Annotated in this window: 12 protein-coding genes; all 12 read right to left on the reverse strand. The window is 53.2% G+C overall.

Features of this window, described 5'->3' with window-relative positions:
• Positions 1-263: 263 nt before the first annotated feature.
• The 12 genes from HFD94_RS21690 to aroQ all read right to left on the reverse strand — a co-directional run bounded on the left by HFD94_RS21690 (position 264) and on the right by aroQ (position 11,567).
• Positions 264-1,025, reverse strand: coding sequence for an amino acid ABC transporter ATP-binding protein (locus tag HFD94_RS21690; protein WP_010699823.1), 762 nt, complete (start codon positions 1,023-1,025; stop codon positions 264-266).
• A gap of 8 nt (positions 1,026-1,033) precedes the next feature.
• Positions 1,034-2,134, reverse strand: coding sequence for an amino acid ABC transporter permease (locus HFD94_RS21695; RefSeq protein WP_064690035.1), 1,101 nt, complete (start codon positions 2,132-2,134; stop codon positions 1,034-1,036).
• Positions 2,135-2,149: 15 nt separating this feature from the next.
• Complete coding sequence (locus tag HFD94_RS21700) at positions 2,150-3,328, reverse strand: amino acid ABC transporter permease (RefSeq protein ID WP_033780626.1); 1,179 nt, start codon at positions 3,326-3,328, stop codon at positions 2,150-2,152.
• A gap of 68 nt (positions 3,329-3,396) precedes the next feature.
• Entirely contained in the window at positions 3,397-4,422 is a 1,026-nt protein-coding gene (locus HFD94_RS21705; RefSeq protein ID WP_010255984.1) for an amino acid ABC transporter substrate-binding protein, read from the reverse strand.
• Positions 4,423-4,965: 543 nt separating this feature from the next.
• Positions 4,966-5,262, reverse strand: a complete 297-nt coding sequence (gene fis / locus HFD94_RS21710; protein ID WP_003855228.1) for a DNA-binding transcriptional regulator Fis — start codon at positions 5,260-5,262, stop codon at positions 4,966-4,968.
• Positions 5,263-5,285: 23 nt separating this feature from the next.
• A complete protein-coding gene (gene dusB, locus HFD94_RS21715; protein WP_008925814.1) occupies positions 5,286-6,251 on the reverse strand; it encodes a tRNA dihydrouridine synthase DusB in 966 nt (321 codons plus the stop codon).
• Positions 6,252-6,618: 367 nt separating this feature from the next.
• Positions 6,619-7,500 carry a 50S ribosomal protein L11 methyltransferase gene (gene prmA / locus HFD94_RS21720; protein ID WP_010699821.1) on the reverse strand — a complete coding sequence of 294 codons (882 nt, stop codon included), beginning with the start codon at positions 7,498-7,500 and terminating at the stop codon, positions 6,619-6,621.
• A 16-nt stretch (positions 7,501-7,516) separates the two neighbouring features.
• Positions 7,517-8,962, reverse strand: a complete 1,446-nt coding sequence (gene panF, locus HFD94_RS21725; RefSeq protein WP_010256003.1) for a sodium/pantothenate symporter — start codon at positions 8,960-8,962, stop codon at positions 7,517-7,519.
• Positions 8,952-9,194 carry a YhdT family protein gene (locus HFD94_RS21730; protein WP_010256005.1) on the reverse strand — a complete coding sequence of 81 codons (243 nt, stop codon included), beginning with the start codon at positions 9,192-9,194 and terminating at the stop codon, positions 8,952-8,954. The genes panF and HFD94_RS21730 overlap by 11 nt, the downstream gene beginning before the upstream one ends.
• Before the next feature lie 72 nt (positions 9,195-9,266).
• Positions 9,267-10,616 carry an acetyl-CoA carboxylase biotin carboxylase subunit gene (gene accC / locus HFD94_RS21735; protein WP_010256007.1) on the reverse strand — a complete coding sequence of 450 codons (1,350 nt, stop codon included), beginning with the start codon at positions 10,614-10,616 and terminating at the stop codon, positions 9,267-9,269.
• A gap of 11 nt (positions 10,617-10,627) precedes the next feature.
• On the reverse strand, positions 10,628-11,089 hold the full coding sequence (gene accB / locus HFD94_RS21740; protein WP_010256009.1) for an acetyl-CoA carboxylase biotin carboxyl carrier protein: 462 nt from the start codon (positions 11,087-11,089) through the stop codon (positions 10,628-10,630).
• 25 nt (positions 11,090-11,114) lie between these two features.
• Positions 11,115-11,567 (reverse strand): type II 3-dehydroquinate dehydratase, encoded by a 453-nt coding sequence (aroQ, locus tag HFD94_RS21745; protein WP_010256011.1) that lies wholly within the window; start codon positions 11,565-11,567, stop codon positions 11,115-11,117.
• Positions 11,568-11,791 lie beyond the last annotated feature (224 nt).

An 11,791-nucleotide genomic window follows, 5' to 3' on the forward strand; every position in this document is an offset into this window, starting at 1 on the left:
CAGAAGTGAAACGCCGTAGCGCCGATGGTAGTGTGGGGTCTCCCCATGCGAGAGTAGGGAACTGCCAGGCATCAAATAAGAGAGAGCCCTTTGCGTATGCGAAGGGCTTTTTTCGTTGTGGCAAACCGCGATAAAACTCCCTCTTCACAGCGTATCTGTCTGTTTATTCATAACAGCAACAGGTCAGTAAGCATATTAAAGCGGCTGTTCAGTCCATAAAAAACCCGGCACCAGGCCGGGTAGTGAGATAACTGAACGTCTGATCAGTGAATAACTTGCGATAGAAACGCCCGGGTACGCTCCGATTTTGGATTCGCAAAGAACTCCTGCGGTGGCGCGACTTCGACGATCTCTCCCCGATCCATAAAGATCACCCGGTCAGCCACCGTTCGGGCAAAGCCCATCTCATGGGTGACGCATAGCATAGTCATTCCATCCTCAGCCAGACCAATCATCGTATCCAGCACCTCTTTAACCATCTCAGGATCCAGCGCTGACGTGGGCTCATCAAACAGCATAATTTTGGGCTTCATACAGAGTGAGCGGGCGATGGCGACACGCTGCTGCTGTCCGCCAGAGAGCTGGCCCGGAAACTTATGTGCATGCTCGGCAATACGCACGCGTTGCAGATAGTGCATGGCCAGCTCATCAGCTTCCTTCTTTGGAATCTTTCTTACCCAGGAAGGTGCCAGCGTGCAGTTTTGCAGTACGGTCAGATGTGGAAAGAGATTGAAGTGCTGGAAGACCATACCGACTTCGGTGCGCACGCGCTCAATGTTACGAACGTCATCATTAAGATGGATACCGTCAACAACAATGCGGCCCTGCTGATGCTCTTCCAGATGGTTGATACAGCGGATCGTCGTCGATTTGCCGGAGCCGGAAGGTCCGCACAGTACGATGCGTTCACGGGGTTTAACCTGCAGGTTGATGTCTTTCAGTACATGGAATTGCCCGTACCATTTATTCACGTTCTCAAGCGAGATCATCAACGCGTCGGAAGAGTGTGTCATAGAGTCAGTCATGTAAAACCTCAGTGCGATGTACGCCCGGTGTGAAAGCGCTTTTCCAGATACTGGCTGTAGCGCGACATGCTAAAACAGAAGATCCAATAGACCAGTGCAGCAAAGACATAACCTTCGGTCGACATCCCCAGCCAGGTCGGATCGACCGTTGCCTGCTGGACGCTGCTGAACAGATCGAAAAGACCAATGATGATGACCAGGCTGGTATCTTTAAACAGTGCGATGATGGTATTGACCAGGCCGGGAATAGTGAGCTTCAGCGCCTGGGGCAGAATAACCAGCATCTGCGTCTTCCAGTAGCCCAGCGCCAGAGATTCGGCTGCTTCGTACTGACCTTTCGGCAGTGCCTGCAGGCCACCGCGAACCACCTCTGCCACATAGGCGGACTGGAACAGAATGACGCCGACCAGCGCGCGCACCAGCTTGTCGATGTTAGTGCCTTCAGACATAAACAGCGGCAGCATCACGGATGACATAAACAGCACGGTAATCAGCGGCACGCCGCGCCAGAACTCAATAAAGATAATCGACAGCGTGCGCACGACCGGCATGCGTGAGCGACGGCCCAGCGCCAGCAAAATACCCAGCGGCAGCGCACCGGCAATACCCACTGACGCAATAATCAGCGTCAGCGTTAATCCGCCCCATTGACGTGTTTCGACACGTTCCAGCCCCAGATAGCCGCCATACAGCAGAAACCAGACAATCACCGGATAGATGACAGCCCAGGCAGCAATATAGCGTCCACGATACGGCAGGCTCTTAATGAACATCGGTACAATCGACAACAGGCCGATCACCAGCGCCAGGTTAATACGCCAGCGCAATTCATGCGGGTAAAGCCCATACATGAACTGGCCGAAACGAGCATGGATAAAGACCCAACAGGCACCCTCTTTGGTGCAATCGGCGCGCGTGGTGCCGATCCAGTTTGCCTGAAAGACCAGCCAGTTCAGCGCGGGTGGAATGACGTGCCAGATAACCCAGATGCAAAACAGCGTCAGTAGCGTATTAAACCAGCTGGAAAACAGGTTTTTACGAGCCCAAAACCAGGCGCGACTGACCAGAGTCGTCGGGACGGGGGGCGTTTCATGCGTAGTCACAGACATAGTTATCCCGTTCTCTTAACGCTCAACCAGCGCAATTTTGCGGTTGTAGAAGTTCATAAGCATTGATATCAGCAGGCTGATAATCAGGTAAACGCCCATCGTGATAGCAATCGTCTCGATAGCCTGACCGGTCTGATTCAGTACCGATCCGGCGAACAGCGACACCATATCGGGATAACCGATAGCGGCGGCGAGTGAAGAGTTCTTCACGATGTTCAGATACTGGCTGGTTAGTGGCGGAATAATGACGCGCATGGCCTGAGGAATAATCACCTGGCGCAGCGTAACCGGATTAGGCAGCCCCAGCGACCGCGCTGCTTCATGCTGACCATAGGGGACCGACTGGATCCCGGAGCGGATCACTTCAGCAATAAACGACGACGTATAAATCGACAGTGCCAGCGTCAGGGCTGCCAGCTCCGGTATCATCACCGAGCCGCCACGGAAATTGAAACCGCGCAGTTGTGGCACATCCCAGTGCGTGGCTGGGCCAAACCCAATGTGTGCAAGCAAAGGAAAGAGAATCAGCATCACAACGGCAGCGGGCCATGTGCGACGTAACTGACCGGTTTTCAGCTGATGTTTACGGTTAAAGCGGTACAGGCCATAGCTCACAGCCGCGGCCAGAAGCAGTGCAATAACAAACGGCCAGCTGCCTGCTGCATAGGTCGGCCATGGAACGTAGAGTCCGCGATTACTGACATATGCCAGGTCAAAAGCATTCAGCGCCTGACGTGGGCCCGGTAGATTGCGTAAGACTGCAAAGTACCAGAAGAAGATTTGCAGCAGGGGTGGGATATTACGGAAGGTTTCGATATAGATATTCGAGAGTTTCCGCAGCAGCCAGTTGTCAGAAAGGCGGGCAAGACCGACCGCGAATCCGAGAATCGAAGCGAAAACAATACAGAGTGCAGAGACCAGCAGCGTGTTGGTTAATCCGACCAGAAACACGCGCGCGTAGGTATCTCCCTCAGTGTACTCAATCAGATGCTGAACGATGCCGAAACCGGCAGTGCGCTCAAGAAATCCAAACCCCGATGTAATACCGCGATTAGCAAGGTTAATAATGGTGTTATGCACCAGATAACCCACCACACCAAGCACCGCGACGACGGCGATGAGCTGATAAATCCAGGCGCGAACCGTGGGATTACCAAATGAAAAATCCCTTTTCACGGTTGGGCGTTGTGACATGTTGAAACCTCAGTAACGAAAGCTGGGGTAGGGCACCACAGAATAGGGTGCCCGATTAGTGAGGTCTGTTAACGTACCGGTGGTGCGTACTGAATACCGCCCTGGTTCCACAACGCATTCTGACCACGTGCAATCTTCAGTGCGCTGTCTTTACCGACGTTACGGTCAAAGCTTTCCTGATAGTTACCCACCTGCTTGACGATGTTGTAGGCCCACTTGTTATCCAGCTTCAGATCCTTACCAAAATCACCTTCGGCGCCCAGGAAGTGTGCCATGTCTGGTGTGGTTGGCTTGGCCGTCATCTGGTCAACGTTCTTCGAGGAGATGCCCATCTCCTCCGCATTCAGCATGGCGTAGAGCGACCACTTCACGATGGTGAACCAGTCATCATCACCACGACGCACCAACGGCCCCAGCGGCTCTTTGGAGATCACTTCGGGCAGAACAATAAATTCGTCCGGTTTGCCCAGCTTAATGCGTAATGCGTAAAGCTGAGACTGGTCAGATGCCAGCGTATCGCAACGTCCGCTATCCAGCGCTTTAGCCGATTCATCAGAGCGGTCAAAGGTCACAGGCGTATATTGCATTTTGTTGGCTTTAAAGAAGTCCGCTACGTTCAGCTCGGTGTCGGTTCCCGCCTGAATACAGACAGTGGCACCATCCAGCTCTTTCGCACTTTTCAGGCCGGCCTTCTGGTGAGTCAGGAAGCCGATACCGTCGTAATAGTTCACGCCCGCAAACAGGAAGCCCATGCCGCCATCGCGCGATGAGGTCCAGGTGGTATTACGTGAAAGCACATCCACCTCGCCGGACTGCAGAGCGGTAAAACGCTCTTTCGCGGTCAGCGGGGTATATTTCACTTTGGTTGCATCACCAAACACAGCGGCAGCCGTCGCACGACACACATCCACATCGATACCGGTAAACTTGCCGCCAGCATCTGCATAGGAGAAGCCCGGCAAGCCGTCACTGATACCACATTGAACAAAACCTTTTTTCTTTATCGCATCCAGTGTGGTGCCTGCGTGTGCTTGCTGAGCAACGGCAACCAGCGAGGCAGCAGCGATCAGCGTAGAGAGCATCATCTTTTTCATAAAGCATCCTGTGTGGCGGGATCATGTTGTTATGTTTGCGCACTTTAGTGTGCGTTTTTCCTGTCTGTGGCGGTCAGCCATCCACGACTCTGCAAAGCTGATGCCAGGTTTGCAGGTTCCTGAATTCGTATGAAAGAACGGTTAATAATCGGAAGCACTTAGAAAGTTCCGCTAATATGGCGCACCAAAAGGAAGCAATGCGAGTCGACCCGATCACATTTAGTGCAAATAGTTTCACTATGTGGGAGCAGTGTGAGCATTCACTCAGGCAGAAATGTATGAAGAGATTGCGTTGCTTTTTAATGCGCAGAAAGTCACATACCCAGCAGTGGCGGGGATGTGAAGCGAGGTGAGGGTCAGGCAGGCACTAAGTCAAATCACAGCGGGCGAAAGCGAGAGGGTGAAATATCACGCCAGCGATTGCAACTACAGTTACCATATTACCGGAAACTGTTTCACTATCATTACCGTGGCTTTGTGCGTCGACGCACAAATAAAAACGCCAGCCCGAAGGCTGGCGTGATTTACAGACAGAACTAAAAATCAGTTCATGCCGTATTTTTTCAATTTCTTACGCAGCGTACCGCGGTTGATACCCATCATCAGGGCAGCACGGGTCTGATTGCCACGGGTATACTGCATCACCATGTCCAACAGAGGCTGCTCGACTTCAGCCAAAACCAGCTCATACAGGTCGCTCACATCCTGACCATTCAGTTGAGCAAAATAGTTCTTCAGTGCCTGTTTAACCGAATCACGCAAAGGTTTTTGAGTTACCTGATCCTGTGAGTTAACGGTTGAAACGGTCAGTACGTCAGAATTTACGCGTTGTTCGAACATAGTTCTTTCAGCTCTTTATTTCGTTACGCAAGATTTTCGAAGTATGCCTCCAACGCCTCCAGCTGTTCGCTGGCATCCTCAATGGCGTTGAATGTGCGCCGAAACTGGTCATTCGGGGCGTGCTCCTGCAGGTACCAGGAGACGTGCTTTCGCGCTATACGGTATCCCTTGCCTGAACCGTAAAAGTCGTGCAGCTCACGTATATGCGAAACAAGCAAGCGCTTGACCTCTGCCATCGGCAGCGGGGCAAGCAACTCCCCAGTGTCCAGATAATGCTGGATTTCCCGGAAGATCCACGGTCTTCCCTGAGCAGCACGTCCTATCATCAGAGCATCGGCCCCTGTATAGTCGAGCACCGCTCTGGCTTTATGCGGGTCAGTTATGTCTCCATTCGCGATAATCGGAATGGAGACACTCTGCTTAACTGTCCGAATGCTGTCATATTCAGCTTCTCCGTTGAACAGGCAGGCACGAGTGCGACCATGTATCGTCAGAGCCTGTATACCGCAGCGTTCAGCCAATTGGGCAATCGCGACACAGTTCCTGTTTTCAGGATCCCAGCCAGTACGAATTTTCAGCGTAACCGGCACATTCACTGCATTAACCACTGCGGAGAGAATTGACTCCACCACGGTGGGATATTGCAGCAAGGCTGAACCCGCCATTTTGCGGTTAACCTTCTTGGCAGGGCATCCCATATTAATGTCGATGACCTGTGCACCAGCCTCAACATTAATGCGTGCAGCTTGCGCCATTTCACTGGGATCGCAACCGGCAATTTGCACGGCGCGAATGCCTGGCTCATCGCTGTGAACCATACGTAATCGAGATTTGTCGCTAGCCCAGACTTCCGGGTTTGAAGACAACATCTCAGAAACTGCCATGCCTGCACCCATTTCGTGACACAGCGCCCTGAACGGCCTGTCGGTAATACCGGCCATCGGTGCTGCAATCAGTCGATTTCTCAGCTGGAGGTTTCCAATACGCATGAAGTCAGAATGGCCATACTGTGTCTGCAAGGCGGCGTATATTACGCATTTTTGCAGGAAGATGAAAGGCCAAACTTTGAACAATCAGCAAGAAAGATCAATGAAATCCGGGCCATGATCGATGCGCATATTTATTAAGCTTAAATATCAATCACTTAACAATTTATGCTGAAATTGTGAGCAAAAGTTTTTCCAGAAAAGTACGTCAATTCGCCAGATAAAAAACGTCACATGCCGTGATTAACGATACAAGCATCCATTTCAAATCGGGAAAGCCCGCAACTTACGCTACGGGCTGGCTGAATGTTCTGTTAAGGCACTTTGTTACGGGCAGCGCGATATCAGAGGGGGCAGACAGGCGCTATATTCAGGATTTAATCCCGGTAATCCGGCACCACTCCTCTTTAACCGCAACCGGGTCGAGCGTGAACTCGCTGACATACGCTTCGCAGACGCTCTCTGCCTGGCTCTCTAACACGCCCGAGAGTCCCAGATGACCGCCAGACTTCGGCAGTACGCTGATCAGCGGGGCCAGTTCACGTAGCGGGCCGGCCAGGATATTGGCCACCACCACATCAGCCTGCAGATTTTCGGGTTGCTGGTGGGGCAGATAGAGCGACAGGCGATCAGAGACGCCGTTGCGCTCAGCATTATCCCGGCTGGCCTGAATAGCCTGCGGATCGATATCAATCCCGATCGCCTGAGCCGCACCCAGCTTCAGTGCGGCGATCGCCAGGATCCCCGAACCACAGCCGAAATCGATCACCGTTTTGCCCACCAGATCCAGCCCGTCAAGCCAGGTAAGGCAGAGTGAGGTGGTCGGATGCGTGCCGGTCCCAAACGCCAGGCCGGGATCGAGCATCACGTTGACGGCATCAGGATCCGGCACATCACGCCAGCTCGGACAGATCCAGAGCCGCTCACCGAAGCGCATCGGATGGAAGTTTTCCATCCATTCGCGCTCCCAGTCTTTATCTTCGATCTGCTCGATCCGGTGACGAAAACCGGCGCCCAGCAACGGATGCTGCGCCAGTTCGGCGGTAATCGCGGCCATATCAGTTTCTGCATCGAACAGGCCGATAACATCGGTATCGCCCCACAGGCGGGTTTCACCTGGCAGCGGCTCATACACCGGCGTGTCGTTGGTATCCTGAAAGGTCACTGAAACCGCACCAATGTCCATCAGCGCATCGCTCAGCGTTTCCGCGTGTTCACCTGAGCTATTAATTTTGATTTGAATCCACGGCATAACGTCTCTCTTTCCGTCAATGTTGCGGCGCGTCGACCGTTTGCGGCGCGCGTCCAAACAGGTTGCCCACTAAAAATGCCAGCAGGCTTAAAAGCAGTGAGGGCACAATGGGATGAAAACCCAGAATCTGCAGGTTCAGGCTCGCCAGAAAAGCGTAGCAGCCTCCACCCACCACCATGCCGGTGATGGCGCCTGCGGCATTAGCGCGTTCCCAGTAGAGACCCAGTACCAGCGGCCAGAGGAAAACCGCCTCAAGGCCGCCAAAGGCCAGCAGGTTGAGCCAGATAATCATATCGGGTGGATTCCAGGCCGCAATCAGCAGCAGGAGACCCAGTGCGAACGTAATGGTGCCAGATAACAGCCGCAGCCGCGTCTCATTTTCCATCTGCTGTGGGGCAACACGCAGATAGAGATCTTTGATCAGCGTAGCCGAAGCCTGTAACAGCTGGGCATTAATGGTCGACATAATGGCGGCCATGGGGGCTGCCAGAAACAGTCCGGCAGCTAACGGTGGCAGCACAGTGATCATCAGGGTGGGTATAACACTATCCGGCACGGTCAGATTCGGCAGTATCGCCCGGCCCAGCGCACCGGCCAGATGCATTCCCAGCATCAGGATCACCACCACAATGGTACCCAGAATAATGGCCCGATGGACTGCCTTGCTGTCTTTATAAGAGATGCAGCGCACCGCAGTATGCGGCAAGCCAATCACCCCAAAGCAGACCAGCACGACAAATGAACTGAGGAAGGTCGGCGTTATAATCTCACCCGGTCCCTGCGGCGACAGCAGAGCGGGATCAATGTCATGCAGTTTCTGCACGGCCGTGCTCAGGCCGCCAGCCTGATGAATCACCGCGAACAGCAGCAGAAATGTGCCAATCAGCATCACGATGCCCTGCATGGCGTCATTGAGAACGCTGGCACGGAACCCGCCAAAAGCGGTGTAGAGCGCAATAGTGCCGCCAAAAATCAGCAGACCCGTGTCATACGGGATGCCTGCGGCGGTTTCGAGCAGCCGCGCGCCGCCAATAAACTGCACCGTCATGGCACCGATAAAGGCAACCAGCAGGCTCAGACTCGCCAGCCAGATCAGCAGCGGGCTCTGATAGCGGGCGTAGAGCATGTCATTCAGCGTCACCGCATTATGCTTGCGCGCCAGGATGGCAAACTTTTTCCCCAGCACACCCAGCGAGAGCCAGACGGCGGGCACCTGCACCATCGCCAGCAATACCCATCCCAGCCCATATTTGTAGGCGGCACCGGGACCACCAATAAACGAGCTGGCGCTGATATAGGTGGTGGTGAGCGTCATCGCCAGCACAAATCCGCCCATGGAGCGGCTGCCAAGGAAATATTCAGTGAGGAAGCTACCCTCGCGCCTTTTGCGCACGGCAAACACCGACAGCGCGGCAATCAACACCAGATAAATCAGTAACGGCAGGATAATTTCACTGTTCATTTGTGTCCTCCAGCGGCATGTCGCGGAAAATTAACCGCACCATCATCCAGCACAGGAATATGAACAACAGGGGAGCAAACAGGCAGGAGAGTTCAAACCAGCGCGGCAGGCCGGTGATACCAATTTCACTGCCACCCAGCCAGGCAGAAAGCCCCCAGGCAGCGAGCCAGAGCAGGGTGAGGTAGAGCGACCAGCGCGCCTCTTTATGTGCCTGTATAAAACGAGCATCCATGATTCAACCTTAACGCCAGCGGCAAAAGAAAAAGGCCGGATTAACCGGCCTCTGACTGACTCAGCGTTGCGTTTACTTCTCGTGCAAGCCGAGTTTTTTCTCCAGATAGTGGATATTGGTTCCACCGTGCTGGAAGTTTTCGTCGGACATGATTTTCATCTGCAGTTCAACGTTGGTTTTGATACCGTCGATGATCAGTTCCGCCAGCGCATTCTTCATGCGGGCGATAGCCACGTCGCGCGTTTCGCCATAGGTGATCAGCTTACCGATCATGGAGTCGTAATACGGCGGTACGGTGTAGCCTGAGTAAATATGCGACTCCCAGCGCACGCCAAAACCGCCTGGCGCATGGAAGCGGGTGATTTTACCCGGACTTGGCAGGAAGGTGACCGGATCTTCAGCGTTAATACGGCACTCGACCGCATGTCCGCGAATAACCACTTCGTCCTGTTTGATCGACAGTGGCTGACCCGCAGCAATGCGCAGCTGCTCTTTGATCAGATCCACACCAGTGATCATCTCGGTCACCGGATGTTCCACCTGAATACGGGTGTTCATCTCAATGAAGTAGAACTCACCGTTTTCGTACAGAAACTCGAAGGTACCTGCGCCACGATAGCCAATCTCAATACAGGCTTTGGCACAACGATTGCCGATAAAGCTGCGCTGTTCTTCAGTAATACCTGGGCCTGGCGCTTCTTCAACCACTTTCTGGTGACGACGCTGCATAGAGCAGTCACGTTCGCCCAGATAGATCGCGTTGCCCTGGCCGTCAGCCAGAACCTGAATCTCGATGTGGCGCGGATTCTCCAGATACTTCTCCATGTAAACCATGTCGTTGCTGAAAGCCGCTTTGGCTTCCGCTTTCGTCATGTTGATGGATTGTTCCAGATCTTTGTCGCTGCGCACAACGCGCATACCACGACCGCCGCCGCCGCCAGAGGCTTTGATGATGACCGGATAACCGATGCGCTTCGCAAAGGCACGGTTTTTTTCCATATCATCGGTCAGCGAACCGTCAGAACCGGGTACGGTTGGGACGCCTGCTTTCTTCATCGCATTAATCGCAGAGACTTTGTCGCCCATCAGGCGAATGGTGTCTGCTTTCGGACCGATAAAGATAAAGCCGGAGCGCTCAACCTGCTCAGCAAAATCGGCATTCTCAGAGAGGAAGCCGTAGCCAGGGTGAATCGCCACCGCGCCGGTGATCTCTGCAGCAGAGATCAGCGCCGGGATGTTGAGGTAACTTTTAACTGACTGCGCCGGGCCAATGCAGACGGTTTCGTCTGCCAGCAGCACGTGCTTCAGGTCACGATCCGCGCTTGAGTGTACCGCAACAGTCTTGATGCCCAGTTCTTTACAGGCACGCAGAATGCGCAGCGCAATCTCACCACGGTTAGCAATAACAATTTTATCCAGCATGATCTGCCCCGTTACTCGATGATAACCAGTGGCTCGTCAAATTCGACCGGCTGACCGCTTTCAACCAGGATAGCTTTCACTACACCTGATTTGTCAGCTTCGATCTGGTTCATCATTTTCATGGCTTCGACGATGCACAAGGTATCGCCGGCATTCACTTTCTGGCCGACTTCCACAAAGGCTTTCGCATCCGGGCTCGGCGTACGGTAGAAGGTCCCTACCATTGGTGAACGCACGATGTGACCGCTGATTTCAGCCGGTGCCGCTTCGGCAACCGCTGCAACAGGAGCAACAGCTGTTGCCAGAGCAGGCTGTTGAACCGGCGCAGCGTAAGTCTGCTGCATCATCGGGTAACCCACGTTTGCAGGTGCACGGCTGATGCGAACGGACTCTTCACCTTCAGAAATTTCCAGCTCTGAAATGCCAGACTCTTCAACCAGTTCGATCAGTTTTTTAATTTTACGAATATCCATGAGTGGGGTTCCGTACTCAGTTTGATTAATTAGTTTGAGACAGGCGTTTTACTGCCGTTTGTAAAGCCCATGTGTAGCCGTCAGCGCCAAGCCCACAGATCACGCCAGCAGAGACATCAGAAAGATAGGAGTGATGGCGGAAGGGCTCGCGGGCATGCACGTTGGAGAGATGAACCTCGATAAACGGTATTTCTACCGCCAGCAGGGCATCACGTAGTGCGACACTGGTATGGGTAAACGCGGCAGGATTAATAATGATGTAATCCACATTGCCTTTGGCCTCATGAATGCGATCAATCAGCTGAAATTCAGCATTGGTTTGCAGGTGGCTCAATTCCACATTCAACTGGTCTGCCTGACGTGTCAAATCGTCAACGATCTGACGCAGCGTGGTATGACCATACTTCTCAGGTTCACGCGTTCCCAACAGGTTCAGGTTGGGCCCGTTTAAAAGCAGAATATGTAATTTATGCGCCATCGTGCTGCCATCTCCCGCAATCATTGAGGCATCGCGTAAAATACCTTGCGAATCTTCATTTGTCACCTTTGAGAATGAAAAAGAAGACCCGACGAGCAATAAAGCCGGGCATTATATCCGTTTCGTGTCATTTCGCAGCAAAATACTGGTCTTATCTGCGAAGATGATCGGATGTGGCCTGCGGGCCACATCTTTTATCAGAAAAGTGCAGAGGAAAACAACGG

This window comes from Pantoea sp. EKM20T (assembly GCF_011800485.1).
GTDB lineage: Bacteria > Pseudomonadota > Gammaproteobacteria > Enterobacterales > Enterobacteriaceae > Pantoea > Pantoea agglomerans.